Origin of the sequence: Collinsella sp. CLA-ER-H9, from assembly GCF_040092295.1 — a bacterium.
In the GTDB taxonomy this organism is placed as follows: domain Bacteria; phylum Actinomycetota; class Coriobacteriia; order Coriobacteriales; family Coriobacteriaceae; genus Collinsella.
Genome location: NZ_JBBNLV010000001.1, coordinates 1 through 17597, shown reverse-complemented (window position 1 = coordinate 17597; position 17597 = coordinate 1). Strand labels below are relative to the sequence as shown.

General features: G+C 61.2%; 20 protein-coding genes and 3 tRNA genes. 21 read left to right on the top strand and 2 right to left on the bottom strand.

All coding sequences use genetic code 11. The annotated features are described in order from the left end of the window. The first annotated feature begins 1 nt into the window (after position 1). The 18 genes from AAAX73_RS00115 to proC all read left to right on the top strand — a co-directional run bounded on the left by AAAX73_RS00115 (position 2) and on the right by proC (position 13695). Positions 2–235 (top strand): hypothetical protein, encoded by a 234-nt coding sequence (locus AAAX73_RS00115; protein WP_349124671.1) that lies wholly within the window; start codon positions 2–4, stop codon positions 233–235. After that, positions 199–762, top strand: coding sequence for a hypothetical protein (locus AAAX73_RS00110; RefSeq protein WP_349124670.1), 564 nt, complete (start codon positions 199–201; stop codon positions 760–762). The genes AAAX73_RS00115 and AAAX73_RS00110 overlap by 37 nt, the downstream gene beginning before the upstream one ends. Before the next feature lies 1 nt (position 763). Continuing rightward, complete coding sequence (locus AAAX73_RS00105) at positions 764–982, top strand: hypothetical protein (protein ID WP_349124669.1); 219 nt, start codon at positions 764–766, stop codon at positions 980–982. Continuing rightward, on the top strand, positions 951–1454 hold the full coding sequence (locus AAAX73_RS00100) for a TadE family protein (protein ID WP_349124865.1): 504 nt from the start codon (positions 951–953) through the stop codon (positions 1452–1454). Before AAAX73_RS00105 ends, AAAX73_RS00100 begins: the two co-directional genes overlap by 32 nt. 76 nt (positions 1455–1530) lie before the next feature. Then, positions 1531–3591: a hypothetical protein gene (locus tag AAAX73_RS00095; protein ID WP_349124668.1), complete on the top strand. Its 2061-nt coding sequence runs from the start codon at positions 1531–1533 to the stop codon at positions 3589–3591. Beyond that, positions 3591–4067: a hypothetical protein gene (locus AAAX73_RS00090; RefSeq protein WP_349124667.1), complete on the top strand. Its 477-nt coding sequence runs from the start codon at positions 3591–3593 to the stop codon at positions 4065–4067. The genes AAAX73_RS00095 and AAAX73_RS00090 overlap by 1 nt, the downstream gene beginning before the upstream one ends. Continuing rightward, positions 4064–4423, top strand: coding sequence for a DUF192 domain-containing protein (locus tag AAAX73_RS00085; protein WP_349124666.1), 360 nt, complete (start codon positions 4064–4066; stop codon positions 4421–4423). Before AAAX73_RS00090 ends, AAAX73_RS00085 begins: the two co-directional genes overlap by 4 nt. A gap of 58 nt (positions 4424–4481) precedes the next feature. Next, the gene (locus AAAX73_RS00080; RefSeq protein WP_349124665.1) at positions 4482–4820 is read left to right on the top strand and encodes a ribbon-helix-helix domain-containing protein; all 339 of its coding nucleotides are present in this window, start codon (positions 4482–4484) and stop codon (positions 4818–4820) included. Between the two features lie 135 nt (positions 4821–4955). Then, positions 4956–5028 (top strand) — tRNA-Phe (locus AAAX73_RS00075). Positions 5029–5506: 478 nt separating this feature from the next. Next, positions 5507–6568, top strand: a complete 1062-nt coding sequence (locus AAAX73_RS00070) for a cellulase family glycosylhydrolase (RefSeq protein WP_118080808.1) — start codon at positions 5507–5509, stop codon at positions 6566–6568. Positions 6569–6574: 6 nt separating this feature from the next. Next, positions 6575–7453 carry a 16S rRNA (cytidine(1402)-2'-O)-methyltransferase gene (rsmI, locus tag AAAX73_RS00065; RefSeq protein WP_118080810.1) on the top strand — a complete coding sequence of 293 codons (879 nt, stop codon included), beginning with the start codon at positions 6575–6577 and terminating at the stop codon, positions 7451–7453. Between the two features lie 69 nt (positions 7454–7522). Then, positions 7523–9124 carry a methionine--tRNA ligase gene (metG, locus tag AAAX73_RS00060; RefSeq protein ID WP_118080812.1) on the top strand — a complete coding sequence of 534 codons (1602 nt, stop codon included), beginning with the start codon at positions 7523–7525 and terminating at the stop codon, positions 9122–9124. Positions 9125–9231: 107 nt separating this feature from the next. Further along, on the top strand, positions 9232–10092 hold the full coding sequence (rsmA, locus tag AAAX73_RS00055; protein WP_118080814.1) for a 16S rRNA (adenine(1518)-N(6)/adenine(1519)-N(6))-dimethyltransferase RsmA: 861 nt from the start codon (positions 9232–9234) through the stop codon (positions 10090–10092). Next, complete coding sequence (locus AAAX73_RS00050; protein ID WP_349124664.1) at positions 10082–10999, top strand: TatD family hydrolase; 918 nt, start codon at positions 10082–10084, stop codon at positions 10997–10999. The genes rsmA and AAAX73_RS00050 overlap by 11 nt, the downstream gene beginning before the upstream one ends. Positions 11000–11042: 43 nt before the next feature. Continuing rightward, positions 11043–11129: transfer RNA gene (locus tag AAAX73_RS00045), tRNA-Leu, on the top strand. 306 nt (positions 11130–11435) lie between these two features. Beyond that, positions 11436–12374 (top strand): SPFH domain-containing protein, encoded by a 939-nt coding sequence (locus AAAX73_RS00040; protein WP_349124663.1) that lies wholly within the window; start codon positions 11436–11438, stop codon positions 12372–12374. 6 nt (positions 12375–12380) lie between these two features. Further along, positions 12381–12851, top strand: a complete 471-nt coding sequence (gene rlmH, locus AAAX73_RS00035) for a 23S rRNA (pseudouridine(1915)-N(3))-methyltransferase RlmH (RefSeq protein ID WP_349124662.1) — start codon at positions 12381–12383, stop codon at positions 12849–12851. A gap of 73 nt (positions 12852–12924) precedes the next feature. Further along, complete coding sequence (proC, locus tag AAAX73_RS00030) at positions 12925–13695, top strand: pyrroline-5-carboxylate reductase (RefSeq protein ID WP_349124661.1); 771 nt, start codon at positions 12925–12927, stop codon at positions 13693–13695. A gap of 157 nt (positions 13696–13852) precedes the next feature. Here the strand turns inward: proC and AAAX73_RS00025 are convergent, their stop codons facing one another. After that, on the bottom strand, positions 13853–14026 hold the full coding sequence (locus AAAX73_RS00025) for a DUF6724 family protein (protein WP_168170424.1): 174 nt from the start codon (positions 14024–14026) through the stop codon (positions 13853–13855). Positions 14027–14137: 111 nt separating this feature from the next. On the opposite strand from AAAX73_RS00025, the gene serS reads away from it, so the two are divergent. From serS to AAAX73_RS00010, 3 genes are all read left to right on the top strand, one after another. Next, positions 14138–15421, top strand: a complete 1284-nt coding sequence (serS, locus tag AAAX73_RS00020; protein ID WP_055285929.1) for a serine--tRNA ligase — start codon at positions 14138–14140, stop codon at positions 15419–15421. Between the two features lie 173 nt (positions 15422–15594). Beyond that, entirely contained in the window at positions 15595–15972 is a 378-nt protein-coding gene (locus tag AAAX73_RS00015) for a hypothetical protein (RefSeq protein ID WP_349124660.1), read from the top strand. Positions 15973–16052: 80 nt separating this feature from the next. Then, a tRNA-Arg gene (locus tag AAAX73_RS00010) sits at positions 16053–16129 on the top strand. A gap of 520 nt (positions 16130–16649) precedes the next feature. On the opposite strand, the gene AAAX73_RS00005 is transcribed toward AAAX73_RS00010, so the two are convergent. Continuing rightward, on the bottom strand, positions 16650–17597 hold a 948-nt coding region (locus tag AAAX73_RS00005; RefSeq protein ID WP_349124659.1), incomplete at its 5' end, for an IS30 family transposase.

The following is a 17597-nucleotide window of genomic DNA, read 5'->3' as shown; positions in this document are numbered from 1 at the left end:
CATGAATACGATGACTGACGTTGTTGGCAAGGTCTGGAGCTTGGCGTTTTGCCAGCCAATTCACGCTCGCCAGCGTGCCGAAGAACTGCTGCGGGAGGAGAGCGCGCAGGGCACCACCGAGTACGCCATCCTAGTCGGTGTGCTCGTGGTGATTGCCATCATTGCCATCGTCGCATTTAAGGGCAAGGTCCAAGATTTATGGAGCGCTATCAGCGAGGGCATCAACAGCCTGTAGAGGGCGCCCGTCCCGTCGGCACGTTGCTGGTGCTCACCTGTGCGGTCGTGGCGGTGGCAGTGGCGGTTTGGGGGCTTAACGCAGCACGGCAACAACGTTTAGGGGCTGCCGCGGATGCGGGATCGGGTTCGGCTGCGGCGTCTCAAATAGACGATGCGCGAGACGCGGACGATGCGAATGCCGCCGTCACGGCGCAAACGTTCTTGCAAGCACTCGACGAGCGAGCGGACGCTGCAACGGGTTCATCTGCAAACAATGCCGTCGCTGTTCGTCTCGCATGGTCCGAGTGCCGACCGATGACCGAGGCGGCGGCGGATATGCTGCGTGCCTATCGCGAGGTGCCCACGGCGCAACTTGCTCTGAGCGGCTATCTCGACATCAAGGGCAACGTGTGGGGCGCCATCGTGCGTGACGGACGCGGTTGGGTCGATATGGTGACGGTTGCCGCGGATGCTGGTGATACTTCGTGTTGCCTGCGTGTGGTCCGCCTGACCCCGCAGACAACGAACTCAAAGGAGGGGTCGTGAAATGCATTATGTCCTGCGCGAGGAATCTGCCCAGGCAACGGTCGAATACGCCATCGTCACGGTGGCACTGCTTTCCATCGTGCTGGCGATCGCAGGGCTTTGGCGTGCCGGTGCCGATGGGCGCTTGGCGGCGCTGGTCGAGCGGACGGCATCTCACGGCGTCACCTCGACGTCGGTTATCGACGCCGCTGCGGCCGCTAAGGACATCGCGTTGTATTGATGCCGCGCGCGAGGACCGGGCGCAGTCTACGGTCGAGGCCGCTTTTTTGCTGCCGACGTTTCTGACACTCATCCTTCTCGCGCTGCAACCGGTGTGCCTGCTCTATACGCGCGCGGTCATGGAGTCTGCCGCCGCCGAGACCGCGCGGCTCATGACCACGACGACGGCGGAGGACGACGATCTTAAGGAGTTCACCCGCCGCCGACTTGCCGCAGTGCCCAACGTTTCGATCTTTCATGCCGGCGGGCCGTTGTCGTGGGATATCGAGCTTGGCCGGGCCGGTGCGGGTGGCGTCTCGTCCGTGTCCGTTTCCGGCGAGGTCAAGCCGTTGCCTGTGATCGGTGCGTTTGCGCAGGCTATGGGTGGTACCGCCGAGGGCGGCTACGTTGAGCTCAAGGTCGATGTCTCGTATCAATCGCGTCCCGAATGGCTGGAGGGAGATTATGATTCGTGGATTGCTGCATGGGATTAGGCGCTGCCTGTTGCGGGTGACGCAAGGGTTTGCGGCCCGCCGTCGACCAGGCGCTCTCCGCAAACGAGGCGGCTTTATGGGTCGAGCCGGTGTCGATCTGTTTATCGAAGACGGCGCCTATACCACGCTTTCTTCTGCCGTGGTCATCCTAGTGGTGCTCACATTGTTGTTTTCGTCGACCGCGGCGATATGGAGCATGTCGCGTGCCGGGGATACTCAGGTGGCGGCTGATAGTGGCGCGCTGGCGGGTGCCAACGTAGTGTCGTCCTATCACACGGCTGCCACGGTGGTTGATGCGAGCATCTTGAGTCTGGGGCTGGCGGGGTTTGCCACGATCGGGACGGGCCTGGTCGCCATCCTCATCCCGGGTGCCGAGCCGGTTGCCGGCAATATGGTCGACACCGGGATTGAGATCATTAAAACGCGCAACAAGTTTGCCAAAAGCGCATCGGAAGGCTTACAGAAAATCGAGACGGCTCTGCCGTATCTGATCGCCGCGCGTGCCACGCAGGCGGTGTCGGCGCAGGATACCGATAGTGTGACCTATACCGGTACGGCGCTTGCCGTGCCCAGGACATCCGAGTCTGACTTCGCTGCGCTCGAGGGGTCCGAGATCTCGACCGATGCCATTAAAGACACATCAGATGATTTAGAGTGTGCGGCCGAGGAGCTGCGGAAGGCTTCTGAGGACACGGCGAAGGCTAAAGAGCGTGCTTGGCTGGCGGATTGTGGTGGGTCTGACAAGGGCTCGGTCGGCAGCTGTTCTTGCATGTGGGAGCGTGCGAAAAGCCTAACGGATCTCTCCGGTGTTCAAAATCCGCATTACTCATCGAGCGTTACGTGGGAGCCCCAAGTTGCCCTTGATCGCGCGAAGGACTACTACCATTGGCGTCTGACAAATGAGAAGCCCCACGGCTCGAGTGTCGAGATGAAGGCAGAGTCTGCGGCGCGTAAGGCGTTTTATACCTATGCGAGCGCGGAGGTCGATCGGGCGCATATAACCGAGAACGGAGACAGGGTTTCCTCCTATATTCCGCTGCTGCCGCGCAACTCTGATGAGGTTCGGGCGACGGAACTCTATACCGATGCGGTGTGGCCGACTAGCGTGAACGATGACAAGGCGTATCTGCATTACGGGACGACCTGCCCTAACTATAAGAAAGGGACGCCGAGCGGATTTGCTTCGGTTGCCGATTACGATGGACAGGATAAATGCAGCAAATGCCATTTTGGCGTTTTGTCGCTTGGTGCTGTTGCGGCGCCTTCAACCTCTATCGAAAACGGCTTCGAATATCACTTCGACGAGTTCAAAAAGGCCTTGGAGGAATACGTCAAATGTCGGAACAAAGAGCTTGAGCTCATGCGTCAGACCGAGGATGAGGCCGACCGTGCGAGCAATGCGTTTGACCAGGCCATTAAAGCGCTTTCGGGCGAGCGTCCGCGTATCGCTCCGCCCGGTCGCAACGGCGTGGTTGCCTTTGCGGTTTCGGGTGCCATCTCGAGCCCCGATGAGCTCAACTCTTCGTTTAACGCGGCAGTCAGGCTTGGCGATCGCGGTGCCATCTCTGCCGCGGTGCTGGCGCCCGATGAGGCGACGGCGCAAAACAACGTGCTTTCGCGATTTTTCTCGACATTGAAGGAACGCTCGGGTGGCGTTGCCGGCGTACTCGATGGCGTCATGGATGTCTGGGGACGGCTGCTTGTGGGATACGGAGACATCCAAGGCTCGGCTGACGAGCTCATGGGCGAGATGATCGATGGCCTGGGAGGGGGCAGCGGTGCGTTGGGCTCCATTGCGTCGTGGCTCGGCGATACCGTTTCGGCGTCCGTGGCGGCGCTGGGCTTGGAGCCGTGCGACTTGCGCCTACGAAAGCCGGTGCTGACCGACACCGCCAATGTCATCAAGAGCCCGGGGTCTGACATCACAGGTCTTTCTAAAGTGCAGGACAAGCTACGAAGTATTCCGCTGGGCGTGACCGACCCCAAGGCGCTTTGCGAGGCGCTGGAATATCAAGTCGAGCGCACTATCAGCGGTGCGGTGTTCACGCTAGCGGAGATTCCGCTGCCCGGCGGCGGTTCCATCCCACTTACCGTCGATGTTGCCACGCTGGCGGGTGCCCTGGGCGGTGGGTCGTAATGAGCATCCGCAAGCGCCTGCGCGAGGAGCGCGCCCAGGCGACGGTCGAGATGGCCGTGGTCACGCCCGTCCTGCTGGTTCTGGCACTCATCGTGTACAACGTCATGATCTTTGCCGGTGCGGTCGCACGCTTCGACCGCGTGGTGCCCGATATCGTGCTAGCACACGCCGTGGCTCCGAGCGGGGAGGGCGACGACAGCTCCATCGATGCCTCCGCGACCGTTCAGGCTCAGATTCAACATGCCATGGAAGGCTATGGCTTGCAGATCGAGGTCTCAAGCAAACAGGGTGCGACGACATCGGATGGCGGTCTGCTTTCGCTTTCCGGTACGTTTAGGACCTATACCTGCACCATGCGCTACGAGCCGTGGCCGAGCTCGCTCAGCATCGCCGGCGTTTCGCTGGGGGCGCCGGCAAAGTTGTCGCACGAGCGCGCGGTGACAGTCGATCCGTGGCGTCCGGGGGTGGTTATGTGACCGCGGTCTCATCCTACATTGCCTACGCGCGGGCGCTCAACAGGCTGGGTTGGACGCCTGCCGAGTTTGTGGTGGCGGAGTCGTTTGCCGTGCGCCTGCGTGGCATGCTGAGACAGTCTCCGATTGCTGCCAACGGGTTGCCGCTCGTTATGGCGTTTCCACGCTGCTCTTCGGTTCACACCTGCTTTATGGCCTATCCCATCGACATTGCCTTTATCGATCGAAACGGCAACGTCCTCGCGCACTACGAAAACGTCCGTCCTTGGCGCATGTGTTCCTGTCCCGGTGCCTGGGCGGTGCTGGAACGCCCTTCAATCCTCGCTACACCTCCCGCCCTCCAACAAGTGCCGGCGTAAGAATTGGCGACAGCGGACTTTCGTCATACGAAATTGGGTAAGATGGAGGAGAAGGTGCATGGATGTTGAGATCCATCCGAACGCCAAAAAACACTTGACGGAAGGGCCGATGATGAGCAAGGCGTATACGGCTGCCAATGGTCAGGTTATAACGGATGAAATGATTGACACGTGGTGCGAGTCGTACGAGCATGGCGAGTTTCCGGACGGCGAGCATACCGTTGGGGGGATCGTGCACGGGCGGCCTCCACTCTCAAGCGAAGGGACGGCAACGCTATCGGTCAAGATTCCCCTAGGGATGAAGGAGGCGATTCGTCGACGGGCGGCGGCTGAAGGAATGACGCCAAGTGAGTTTGCCCGTGCAGCCCTGAGCGAAAAACTTCTTGCGGCGGGTTGATGTCTCCAACGTGCTGTTCTATAGGGTCGGACTTGTGGCCGACGCCGTGCTCAAAAACTTTTTTCAAATTCTCGGTTGACCGGAGCGTGTCCTTGGTTATACTAATCAAGTCTTGAAACAAGGCACACCTCAAATGGCTGGGTAGCTCAGTTGGTAGAGCAGAGGACTGAAAATCCTCGTGTCAGGGGTTCGATTCCCTTCCCCGCCACCTTGAATTGACTAGGACCTCTGCAAAGGGGTCCTTTTCTTTTATATAGACCCTGCACGGAATCGAACCCCGTGAGGGCGCGGAGCTGAGGAAACGCGTTAGCGTTTGCCAGCGTAGCTCGCAAGGCGCGCAAGCGCCGCAGCGGTCCGTCCGCGCAGCGCGCGGACGCGATTCCCTTCCCCGCCACCTTGAATTGACTAGGACCTCTGCAAAGGGGTCCTTTTCTTTTATGTAGACCCGCGGAAATGCATCCCGTTATTGAACGAGAAAACGGCATGCGCTTTCCGGTGCTTACTTCCGACGTGCGTGCACATCTCGGCGCACCAGCTCGTGCCCGCCCGCCCAGACATTCCTCCCGCTTTTGCGCCACTTTACAGACCGTTCGGTCGTCTGTCCGCACGCGCGGGTATACTCAAAACGATACTTTTCCTATGCAATACGATGCAGGCTCGGCCTGCACGATCCGAAGGGGGCAGTGATGGAGAGGACACTCGGCGTTAATCTCTCTGGCTGGTTTATTCCCGAGCCTTGGGTGACCCCGTCGCTATACGCGGCGACCGGTGCATCCAACGCGGCCGAGCTGCAGGAGGCCATGGGCACCGCCGCCTATAACGAGCGCATGCGCCGTCATTACGAGACGTTTGTGAGCGAGGACGATTTTCGCCGCATGGCGCAGATCGGTCTCAATGCCGTGCGCCTGCCGGTGCCCTGGTATGCCTTTGGCTCGCAGGAGTCCGATGCGTCCTACATCTCGGTTGTCGACTACATCGACCGTGCAATTGAGTGGGCTGCCAAGTATGACATCCGCGTGCTGCTCGATCTGGCGACGGTGCCCGGTGGCCAGGGCGATTCCAATGATTCGCCCACCACGCCGGAGGCTGTTGCCGAGTGGCATTCGTCCACCAACGGCCGTCATGTCGCGCTCGACGTGCTCGAGCGCTTGGCCGATCGCTACGGCGAGGCCGAGAGCCTGCTGGGCATTGAGCTGCTGGATACGCCACAGATGAGCGTCCGCAAGAGTCTCTTTACCATGACGGATGGCATTCCGGCCCACTACCTACGCAATTTCTATCGCGATGCCTACGAGCTCGTCCGTTCGTATATGCCCGAGGATAAGATCGTCGTCTTCTCGTCTTCGGGGCATCCCAGCGAGTGGAAGCATTTTATGCGCGGCGCCAAGTACAAGAACGTCTACATGGACCTTCACCTGTACCATTACCGCGACGAGCATGCGCTCGACATCACGAGCCCCCGCGGGCTGACGACGGCGATTTCGCGTAACAAGCGCGAGCTTAAAGAAGCGATTTCGACTGGGTTCCCCGTGCTGGTGGGCGAATGGTCGGGTGCGGCGATCTTTGCCAACTCGTCGGTTACGCCCGAGGGCCGCAATGCCTACGAGCGCGTGTTTATCGCCAACCAGCTGGCTTCGTTTGCGCCGGCTGCCGGTTGGTTCTTCCAAACGTGGAAGACCGAGAAGCGCATTGCAGCATGGGACGCTCGCGCGGCGCTCGGTACGCTCGAGCGCGGCATGATTGAATAGGTTGATATGACGCAAAACAGCGCCCACACGGGCAAACTCTATGTGGTCGGTACGCCCATCGGTAACCTGGGCGACCTGTCCCCGCGCGTTGGCGAGGCGTTTGCCGTCGCCGATGCCATTTGCTGCGAAGACACGCGTGTGACGTCAAAGCTGCTGATGCACCTGGGAATTTCCAAGCCGCTTGTCCGTTGCGACGAGAATGTGATCGCCAGCCGTGCCGCCGGTCTGGTCGACCGTCTGTTGGCGGGGGAGACCCTCGCCTTTGCCTCGGATGCCGGTATGCCGAGCGTGTCAGACCCCGGCCAGGCGCTGGTCGAGGCGGCGCGCGAGGCTGATGTGCCCGTCGAAGTTATCCCCGGGCCCTCTGCTTGCGTCACGGCGCTCGTTTCGTCCGGCATTCCCTGTGAGCATTTTTTCTTCGAGGGCTTTTTGGGCCGAAAGCACGGCGACCGCGTGCGTCGTTTGCAGCGCCTTGCCGTGGTGCCCGGCGCACTCATCTTCTACGAGTCTCCACATCGCATCGTGGCGACGCTCGAGGCCGTGGCGGAGGTCTTTCCCCAGCGTGAGGTTGCCGTCTGCCGCGAACTCACCAAGCTGCACGAGGAGGTCTTGCGCGGGCCCGCCGCCCAGCTCGCCGAAGAGCTGCGTGCTCGCGGCGAGGTAAAGGGCGAGATTGCGCTGGTCATCGCGCCGCCGAGCGAGGACGAGGATGCCGGCATCGTGCCGGTTGGCGCCGCGGCAGCGGATCCCGACGAGGCCCTGCGCGAGGATATCCGCGCCGCACTCGAGGAGGGGGAGCCCGCCTCTGCGGTGGCCAAGCGCCTGTCTCAGAAGTATTCGCGCCGCAAGCGCGATGTCTATGCCATAGTGCTCGATATGCAATAGATGGAGGATATCCAGCCCTTGCGCTAGAATCATCCCCTGTATGCAACGTTTTTCTGGAGGACAAACCCCATGGATCAAAGCAAGCCTTCGTTCTTTATCACGACGCCCATCTACTACGTCAACGCCGATCCGCACCTGGGCACGGCTTATTCCACCATCATCGCCGACGTTCAGGCTCGCTATCGCCGCTCCGCCGGCTATAACGTCAAGTTCCTGACCGGCATGGACGAGCACGGCGAGAAGGTCGCCGAGGCCGCAGCCAAGCATGGTATGACGCCGCAGGAGTGGACCGACAGCCAGGCCCCGCGCTTCAAGGAGCTTTGGAGCAAGCTCGAGATTTCCAACGACGACTTCATCCGCACCACCGAGCCGCGCCAGCATCATGCCGTGCAGTACCTGTGGGAGCGCATGAAGGAGTCCGGTTACCTGTATAAGGGCAGCTACGACGGCTGGTATTGCGTGCCTGACGAGACCTACTTCACCGATACGCAGGTCCAGAAGGGCGACGAGGAGTACGGCAGCGTCGGCCAGCACCTGTGCCCCGACTGCCACCGTCCGCTTGAGCGCGTGCAGGAGGAGTCCTACTTCTTTAAGCTTTCCGCCTTCCAGGACAAGCTGCTCAAGCTCTATGACGAGCATCCCGACTTTGTCGAGCCTGCGTTCCGCATGAACGAGGTGCGCAGCTTTGTCGAGGGCGGCCTTAACGACCTTTCCGTGAGCCGCACGAGCTTTGACTGGGGCATTCAGGTCCCGTTTGACGAGGGCCACGTGACCTACGTGTGGTTCGATGCGCTGCTCAACTATATGACGGCCGTCGGCTACGGTGTCGACACCGACGAGGCACGTGCCGAGCTGGCCTATCGCTGGCCCGCGCAGTTCCACATCGTGGGCAAGGACATCATCCGCTTCCACTGCGTCATTTGGCCCGCCATGCTCATGGCCATCGGCGAGGCCCTGCCCGAGCACGTTTTTGCCCACGGCTTCCTGACCGTGCGCAATGCCGAGACCGGCAAGGCCGAGAAGATGTCCAAGAGCCGCGGCAACGCTATCGCTCCGCAGGACGTTATCAACATGCTGGGCGTCGAGGGCTATCGCTACTACTTTATGACCGACGTCGTCCCCGGCACCGACGGCGCCATCAGCTTCGATCGCATGGAGCAGGTCTACAACGCCGACCTGGCCAACAGCTGGGGCAACCTCATCTCGCGTTCGCTCAACATGAGCGGCAAGTACTTTGACGGCTGCGCGCCCGCTAAGCCCGCATCGTTCGATGCGTTCGACAACCCGCTGGCAAAGATCGCCGACGGCCTGGTCGAGCGCTACATGGCCAAGATGGACGTGCTCGATTACGGCGGAGCCAAGGACGAGGTCATGGAGCTCATCCACGCCGCCAACCACTACATCGAGGACTCTGAGCCCTGGGCACTTGCCAAGGACGAGGCCAAGGCTGACGAGCTGGCATTTGTGATCTACAACCTGCTCGAGGCCATCCGCATTGCCGCTCACCTGCTGATGCCGCTCATGCCCCAGACCTCTGCCGAAGCCCTGCGCCGCCTGTCCTGCGAGGACGAGGCCGCGAGCGACGACCTCAAGGGCATTTGCGCTTGGGGCCTGCTTGCCGGTGGTCAGCCCGTCGAGAAGGGTGAGCCGCTGTTCCCGCGTCTGGGCTAAGACGCCGCGCGCCATATCGGCAATTTGCTGTTTAGATGTAAGGGCATGGCCGCAACGGTCCATGCCCTTTTGTTTCAAGACGCCGCCATCATGCTAAGGAGGCAACTATGACAACTTCGCCTTTGGCAAACCCCACGGCAACAAGGGAACTGCTAGAGGAGTTTGGCCTTGCGACCAAGCATCGCCTGGGCCAAAACTTCCTGATCGACAACCATGTGATCGAACGTATCTGTGAGCTCGCTGAGCTTGCGGGCGATGAGCGCGTGCTCGAGGTCGGCCCGGGTTGCGGTACGCTGACGTTGGCCCTGCTGCAGGAGGCGGCGTGCGTCACGTCGATTGAGGCCGATCCCGAGCTTGAGCCGGTGCTTGACGCCCACGCCGCCGACTATGCCAACTTCCGCTTTATCATGGGCGATGCGCTCAAGGTGACGCCGGAACAAATCGAGCAGGTTGCGGGCGGTAAGCCGACGGTGTTTGTCGCGAATCTGCCCTACAACGTGGCGGCGACGATCATCCTTCAGTTCTTCCAGACGATGCCCGCACTTAAGCGCGCTGTCGTCATGGTGCAAAAGGAAGTTGCAGATCGTATTGCCGCAACGCCGGGCAACAAGACCTATGGCGGCTACACGGCAAAGCTCGGCCTGTATGCGCAGGTTACGGGTCGCTTTGAGGTGCCGCCGCGTTGCTTTATGCCGGCGCCGCACGTGGACTCGGCCGTCGTGCGTATCGACCGTGTTGACGGTGTGGTGCCCGAAGGACTCGATCGCGAGTTCGTGGCCCGCGTGATTGACGCTGCATTTGCTCAGCGTCGCAAGACCATCCGCAATTCCATGAGCGCCAACGGCTTTGCCAAGGACGTGCTCGATGCCGCCTTTGAGACTTGCGGTATCGCACCCACTACGCGCGCCGAGACGCTCGATGTTGCCGACTTTGTCCGTCTGGCCCAGGAGCTCATCCATGACGCCTAATGCCGAACGCGTGACGTTTACCAAGAAAAAGAAAACGGTTGCGTGTTCGGAGCCGCTGGCGCCGCTTGCCGATACGCATGCGCACCTGCTCTCGTTTTGGGGCAAGGAGGTGCCCGAGACGCTCGTGCGCGCCAAAGCCGCGGGCGTCGACCTGTTGGTGACGATGCTCGACCCCATCGCCGACAAGCGCAGCGTGACGGACTATAGCGACTGGCTCGTGCGCGAAATTCTGCCGATGCGGGATATTCCGCAGATTAAGTATCTCGCTGGCGTTCACCCCTATGGCGCGCCGGATTATACCGATGACATTCACGCGCAGGTTGTTGCTGCGCTCGATGACCCTTTGTGCGCCGGTATCGGCGAGATCGGTCTGGACTACCACATGGATTACGACGACGACATCGCGCCGGCGCCCCACAGTGTGCAGATTGATTGCATGGCGCGTCAGCTCGAAGTTGCCGTGCGCCGCAATGTGCCGGTGGAGCTGCACCTGCGGCACGAGGACTCGGATGGGGAGCGCACCTCGCATATGGATGCGTACAACGTGCTGCGCGAGGTGGGTGTTCCTCAGGCCGGTTGCGTGCTGCACTGCTTTGGCGAGGATCGAGCCACGATGGAGCGCTTTGTGGATTTGGGCTGCTATATCGCCTATGGTGGCGCGGCCACCTTTAAGCGCAACGACGACGTGCGCGAGGCATTTGCGGCAACCCCGCTCGATCGCATTTTGTTCGAGACGGATTGCCCGTATATGGCGCCGGAGCCCATTCGTGGTCTTGAGTGCGAGCCGGCAATGATTTCCATCACGGCAAACACGCTAGTCAATGACCGTGTCGATCGTACCGGTGAGGATCCTGAACCGATTGCGCAGGCCGCCTGGGAAAATGCTCGCAAACTTTTTCAAAAATAGTTCTTGCGTTCGCGGTGGCGCTCCGTTATTCTAATTCCTGCACGCGGGCGTGGCGGAATTGGCAGACGCGTACGGTTCAGGTCCGTATGGGGGCAACCCCATGAAGGTTCAAGTCCTTTCGCCCGCACCATTAAATGAAAGAGCTCCCAGCAATGGGAGCTTTTTTGTTATGGGCCCATTGCAGGGACTTGAACCTGTGAAGGAGCGAGCGCAAAGAAAACGCGGAGCGTTTTTAGCGAGCTGGCGAGGACGCCGGCAGGCGGCCGAAGCCGGTGCGGATCCGCGAAGCGGATACGCGGACGTCCTTTCGCCCGCACCATTAAATGAAAGAGCTCCCAGCAATGGGAGCTTTTTTGTTATGGGCCTCCTGTTGGTGTCACGTGGCTGCTTCGTGCGGGTATCCTAGTGTCAACGTGTGCCTTTCAGAGGAGAAACCATGCTGTTGTCCGGTATCATCGCTACCCTTACGAGCCTTCTACTTCCCATCATCATTTTGTTGCTGCTGCTCCCCAACGCCTGCTATGTCGTTGAACAGCAGCATGCTGTGATCATCGAGCGCCTGGGCAAGTTCAACCGCATCGTCAACGCGGGCTTCCACATGAAGGTGCCCGTGATCGACCGCAAAGCCGCCACGGTGAGTCTGCGCACCATGAAAAACGGCTTTGGCATCGACGTTAAGACCCAGGACAACGTGACTATCGGCCTTGAGGTCTCTGCTCAGTACCACGTGAGCTATGACATGGGCGCCGGCCCGGCAGATTCGGGCATCTACAAGAGCTACTACATGTTGCAGGAGCCCGTCGACCAGATGCGTGACTTCATCACCGATGCCCTGCGCTCTTCCATCCCCGTCTACACGCTCGATGAGGTCTTTGCCAAAAAAGACGATATCGCCAAGGACGTCAACGCCACCGTGTCCGAGCAAATGGCCGCCTACGGCTTCACCCTCGTGTCGACACTTATCACCAAGATCGCGCTGCCGACCGAGGTCGAGAACTCCATGAACGACATCAACGCCGCCCAGCGAAAGCGCGCCGCTGCGCAGGAGCTCGCCGAGGCCGATCGCATCAAGCGCGTTACCGAGGCGACCGCCGAGGCCGAGGCAATGGAAAAGGCGGGCGAGGGCATCGCCAACCAGCGCAAGGCCATCGCGCTGGGCATCAAAGATTCGCTCGAGATCATCCAGGAGACGGGCGTCGGTAACGACGAGGCTAACCAGCTGTTCATGTTTACGCAGTGGTCCGAGATGATGACGGAGTTCGCTCGCACGGGCAAAACCTCGACGGTCGTGCTGCCGAGCGATTTCTCGCAGTCGGCCTCGATGTTCGAGCAGATGCTGACCGCCGGCAAAGCTCAGAACGAGTCGAAGGAGTAAACGCGCGTGAAATATACTGTTGTTTGCGTTGGCAAGCTCAAAGAGCGCTTTTGGAAGGACGCGTGCGCCGAGTACACCAAGCGCCTAGGTGCCTATGCCAAGGTAGATATGCGCGAGGTTGCCGATATCGATCCGGCCAAGGCGGGCGGCGTGGATGCCGCGCGCGACAAAGAAGGTGCGGCGATTCTTGCCGCTCTGCCACCGCGGGCACATGTGATTCTGCTGGCTATCGAGGGCAAGGAGCGTTCGAGTGAGGAGCTCTCGACCCGTCTCGATGACCTCATGCTGCGAGGCAACAGCGACATCGCTTTTGTAATCGGCGGATCGGACGGCGTGAGCGATGCCGTGCGCGCCCGCGCCGACGAGATGCTCAGCTTTGGGCGCATTACCTTGCCGCACAACCTGGCGCGCGTGGTGCTGCTGGAGCAGATCTACCGCGCCTGCAAGATCAGCCGTGGCGAGCCGTATCACAAGTAGGTCGGCAATACGAAACAATAGCGTGGGACAATGGCTTTCGTTTTGAGGAACGCATCTGAGAGGACTGTGTGATATGAAGATCGGATTTGTCGGTTTTGGCAATATGGCGAGCGCTATGGCCGATGGCTGGATTGCCGCCGGCGTGGCCGCGGGCGACATGTGCGCCTGCGCAGGCCGCTACGATGCTCTGGTCGAGCGTTGCGAGGCGCGGGGCATGGCTGCCTGCCATGATGCGGCGGAGGTTGTTGCCGCGTCCGATATCGTGGTTGCGGCGGTCAAGCCGTACATGATTGAGAAAGTCTTCGCTTCACTCAAGGATACGCTAGCCGACAAGATCATCCTTTCGGTCGCCTGGACCTGGGACAGTGCCAAGTGGGAGCAGGTCCTGCCGGGCGTCGCGCATATCTCGACGGTGCCCAACACGCCGGTTTCGGTGGGCGAGGGCGTCATCGCCTGCGAGAAGGCTTCGACGCTTAACGACGAGCAGCGTGCTGTGGTGCTCGACCTGCTCGGTAAGCTTGGCGCTGTCGTCGAGCTCGACACAAGCCTGCTGTTTGTGGGCGGCACGGTGGGTGGTTGCGCTCCGGCGTTTGTCGCCATGGCAATCGAGGCCCTGGGCGATGCGGCGGTCAAGCACGGTATCCCGCGTGCGGATGCTTATCGCATTGTGAGCCAGATGGTGCTGGGTACGGCAAAGCTGCAGCTTGCAACTGGCCAGCATCCTGCGGCGATGAAGGATGCCGTATGCTCGCCCGGCGGTGCCACCATCAAGGGCGTCGTTGCACTCGAGGACGCCGGCATGCGCAGCGCCCTGGTCAAGGCAATCGACGCAACCCTCCAGTAAAACCGACCAAAAAAGGGACAGTTTATTTTGGCAGGTTTTTCCTGCGGTTTTGTCCTTTTAGCGAAAAGTGCCCCGCAACTGGCTCAATTCCAGTTGCGGGGCACTTGCGTTTGCCCAGATAAAACCGACCAAAATAAACCTGTCCCTTTTTGGCAGGTTAGTCCCAGAAGCTGTCTTCTTCGTCCTCGGACTTGGGGCCGCGGTCGACATACATCTTATGGGTGCGCTTCTCCATTACAAAGGCAATAATCGCAAACAGCAGGATGCCGCCGGCGAAAAGGATGGCAAAACCGGTGCGGGTGCCAAACAAAAAGGAAAAAACTGCGTCCATTGGGTGCCTTCTTGCGTAGTTGAGTTGGGTCGTAAACGCTCATAAGTATATACTTGCCCATACATGTACAAGGTTGCAACCTAAATGGAATGTATATCGCCGGAGGATCTAATGCTTGATATCAAGTTTGTTCGCGAGAACCCCGATGCCATCGATGTCGCCATGGCTAACCGCCAGACGTCTTGGGATCGCGAGAAGTTCTTTGAGCTCGACGACGAGCGTCGTGCCGTCATCACCGAGGTTGAGGAACTTCAAGCCACGCGCAATGCCGAGTCCAAGAAGATCGGCGCCCTGATGAAGGAGGGCAAGAAGGACGAGGCCGAGGCCGCCAAGGAGGCCGTGCGCGCCGTCAACGAGAAGATTGACGGTCTGGCCGAGCGCCGCACCGCCCTCGAGCAGGAGCAGTACGACTTCATGGCTCACCTGCCCAACATTCCCTGCGAGGCCACGCCGTACGGCAAGGACGAGGACGAGAACATCGAGCGCCGTCGTTGGGGCACCCCGCGCGAGTTCGACTTCGACTTTAAGCCGCACTGGGATCTGGGCACCGACCTCGACATCCTTGACTTCGAGCGCGGCAACAAGCTCTCCGGCAGCCGCTTCACCGTTCTCGGTGGCGCCGGCGCCCGCCTGGAGCGCGCCCTTATCAACTTCTTCCTGGACACGCACACGAGTCGTGGCTTTAAGGAGTGGTGGCCGCCCATCGTCGTCAAGCGTCAGACCATGTTCGGTACGGGTCAGCTGCCCAAGTTCGAGGACGACGCCTATCACGTCTCGGGCGACAACTTCCTGATCCCTACCGCCGAGGTCGTGCTCACCAACCTGCACGCCGGTGAGGTCCTCGACGCCGACACCCTGCCGCGCCGCTACACCGCCTTCACCCCCTGCTTCCGCGAGGAGGCCGGTTCCGCCGGTCGCGATACCCGTGGCATCATCCGTCAGCACGAGTTCGACAAGGTCGAGATGGTCAAGTTCGCTAAGCCGGAGGAGTCCGACGAGGAGCTCGAGAGCATGACCGCCGAGGCCGAGTACCTGCTGCAGCAGCTGGGCCTTCCGTATCGCGTGATTAGCCTGTGCACCGGCGACTTGGGCTTCTCTGCCCGTCAGACCTACGACATCGAGGTCTGGCTGCCGAGCTACAACGCCTACAAGGAGATCAGCTCCTGCTCCAACTGCGGTGACTTCCAGGCCCGTCGCGCCAACATCAAGTATCGCGACCCCGAGAACTTCAAGGGTTCGCGCTACCTGCACACCCTTAACGGTTCCGGCCTGCCGGCTGGCCGTACCATGGCTGCCATTCTGGAGAACTACCAGAACGCCGACGGCACCATCACGATCCCCGAGGTCCTGCGTCCCTACATGGGCGGCCTCGAGAAGATCGAGCCGGTCGCATAACTTGGCTGCATAGGCGATATGCAAGGGCGCTCCTTCGGGGGCGCCCTATTTCGTGCGCAGGTCCATACCATGCCGTGCGGACAGCTCAATAGAAAATACACGAACAACTGTTCTGTATACAGTCATCTACCTGCTATGCTTTTACTAGATAAGAGCGAGAGAAAGGGGACGCGATGGAGCTGTTCGACGAGCGGGTTGTTTTGTTCCAGAGCGATGAGGGCGGGGAACACCTGCTGGTAACGTGCGAGCCGTCGGGTATGGGTGGCTTGGTGGTTCGGCAGACGAGTGAGGGACCATTGACGCAATGGTGCTATGAGGAGTCGCCGCATGTGGTCGAGACCTTTGTGACGCACGAGGGGCTTGTGGCGCTTGAGCGGTTTTATGAGGTGGGAACTTCTAACCAGGTGGCGCGCATGCTGAGTATCTCGTTTGCCGACTACGACTGTGCCCAACGGGTGCGTTCGCTTCTGGGGGAGCTTGGCGCCGGGTTCGATGTGATTGAGAAGCCAATCGATCGCACAAGAAGCGCTGATGCTTGTGGTGCAGCGTGACAAATTGCGGCCCGCGCGAAAAAAAGTTTGAGATTTTGCTTGACTCTAACGAACTAAAGTGGTTTTATATGTCTTGCGCTGCGGCGTTACCTCAGCTGGATAGAGGGTCTGACTACGAATCAGAACGTCATAGGTTCGAATCCTATACGCCGCACCAATTGAAATCGAAAGCCTCCGGCAACGGGGGCTTTTCTTTTACGCCGGCACTGCATGGATTCGAACCTCGGTCGAGGCGCGGGCGTGAAGCGGACGCGGAGCGTCCGCAGCGAGCGGGCGAGTCCGCCGGCGGGCGGGCGAAGCCGGTGCGGATCCGCGAAGCGGATGCGCGGAATCCTATACGCCGCACCAATTGAACTTGAAAGCCTCCGGCAACGGGGGCTTTTCTTTTAGGCAGACGCCGCATGGATTCGAACCTCGGTCGGGGTGTGAACAGCCTAATCACCACTCCGTGGTTGATTTCCAATCTCAGCCGAACACATTGAGCAAATAGCCCATTCCCGCAGTTAGCCGAACGCCCCCGCGGCCCCTCCCGGGGTCCGGGGGCGGCATTTTCCCAGTTGAAGGAACGGTGGAGATGTGTTTCGATGGGTCCGGTGGCCATGCTCCGCCCGCCGCCCGGCGCCTCTTCCCAGACTCAGCCGGACGGTCGGTCCGTCTATTCCGTTTTTCCTTCTAGGCTAGGACAGCGGGGCATCGCCCCTTTCCGCGCGCGCCCGCTCGATGAGCCCCGGCGTCAGGTCGAGCTCCTCGACGGGCACGTCCTCCACGCCGTACGCCTCGAGCAGCGCCGCCGCGTCGCCGCCGAGCATCGCCCGGAAGGCGCGGGCGGGCGTCGCGAAGCCGAGCGCGCCGCGGGGCTCGGAGTTCACGTGCGACATGGCCAGCGCCAGGTCGGCCGGGGCGAGCCGGTCGAACCTGAGGCCGCGGCCCTTGGGCAGCAGCTTCCTGATCTCGACGTGGTTGCGCTCGCAGGCGCCCTTCTGGTCGCTGCGCCGGGGGTCGCAGTAGAACAGCCTCGTCTCGCCCCGCCCCTCGCCGAGCAGCGCGGCGATCGCGCCCTCGTCGGAGAACTCGGGGCCGTTGTCGGTGAGCACGGCGCGGAACACGCGGCGCGTCCCGTCGGCGCCGAGGACCGCCCGGACGCCCTCCAGGGCGCCCGCGACGCACCCGGCGGTCTTCTCCTCCAGCGGCAGCGCGAGCTGGAGCCTGCTGGGGCGGTGCAGCAGCGTGAGCAGGCAGGCGCTGTCCTCCCGGGCCCCCTCGACGGTGTCCATCTCCCAGGCCGCGGCGCACGCGTCCTCCCCGAGGGCGAGGAACGCGGCATGTGACCTGCGGGCGGAGTGGCGGGTCGCCGCCCGGCACGCGGCGCGCTTCCTCGGCCTGTAGCCGACCTTGCGCCTGAGCTCCATGTTGGTCATGCCGTCGTAGCCCGCCGAGACCCAGCGGTAGATGGTCGACGGCGACAGGTCCACCGGGCCGCCGTTGCGCGCCGCCATCTGCTCGGGCGACAGCCCCCGGCGCAGGCAGTCCCTTATCGCCTCCAGCCTGGCCGCCGCGGCGGGCTCGTCGGCGTCTATCCCGCGCCTGGACGAGACGAGGACCGAGTCGGCGCACAGCTGCGCGGC

Bases quoted from the DNA above. Each gene is read 5' to 3' on its own strand.
- AAAX73_RS00115 (WP_349124671.1), top strand. From the start codon at position 2: ATGAATACGATGACTGACGTTGTTGGCAAGGTCTGGAGCTTGGCGTTT.
- AAAX73_RS00110 (WP_349124670.1), top strand. From the start codon at position 199: ATGGAGCGCTATCAGCGAGGGCATCAACAGCCTGTAGAGGGCGCCCGT.
- AAAX73_RS00105 (WP_349124669.1), top strand. From the start codon at position 764: ATGCATTATGTCCTGCGCGAGGAATCTGCCCAGGCAACGGTCGAATAC.
- AAAX73_RS00095 (WP_349124668.1), top strand. From the start codon at position 1,531: ATGGGTCGAGCCGGTGTCGATCTGTTTATCGAAGACGGCGCCTATACC.
- AAAX73_RS00090 (WP_349124667.1), top strand. From the start codon at position 3,591: ATGAGCATCCGCAAGCGCCTGCGCGAGGAGCGCGCCCAGGCGACGGTC.
- AAAX73_RS00080 (WP_349124665.1), top strand. From the start codon at position 4,482: ATGGATGTTGAGATCCATCCGAACGCCAAAAAACACTTGACGGAAGGG.
- AAAX73_RS00070 (WP_118080808.1), top strand. From the start codon at position 5,507: ATGGAGAGGACACTCGGCGTTAATCTCTCTGGCTGGTTTATTCCCGAG.
- rsmI (WP_118080810.1), top strand. From the start codon at position 6,575: ATGACGCAAAACAGCGCCCACACGGGCAAACTCTATGTGGTCGGTACG.
- metG (WP_118080812.1), top strand. From the start codon at position 7,523: ATGGATCAAAGCAAGCCTTCGTTCTTTATCACGACGCCCATCTACTAC.
- rsmA (WP_118080814.1), top strand. From the start codon at position 9,232: ATGACAACTTCGCCTTTGGCAAACCCCACGGCAACAAGGGAACTGCTA.
- AAAX73_RS00050 (WP_349124664.1), top strand. From the start codon at position 10,082: ATGACGCCTAATGCCGAACGCGTGACGTTTACCAAGAAAAAGAAAACG.
- AAAX73_RS00040 (WP_349124663.1), top strand. From the start codon at position 11,436: ATGCTGTTGTCCGGTATCATCGCTACCCTTACGAGCCTTCTACTTCCC.
- proC (WP_349124661.1), top strand. From the start codon at position 12,925: ATGAAGATCGGATTTGTCGGTTTTGGCAATATGGCGAGCGCTATGGCC.
- AAAX73_RS00025 (WP_168170424.1), bottom strand. From the start codon at position 14,026: ATGGACGCAGTTTTTTCCTTTTTGTTTGGCACCCGCACCGGTTTTGCC.
- serS (WP_055285929.1), top strand. From the start codon at position 14,138: ATGCTTGATATCAAGTTTGTTCGCGAGAACCCCGATGCCATCGATGTC.
- AAAX73_RS00015 (WP_349124660.1), top strand. From the start codon at position 15,595: ATGGAGCTGTTCGACGAGCGGGTTGTTTTGTTCCAGAGCGATGAGGGC.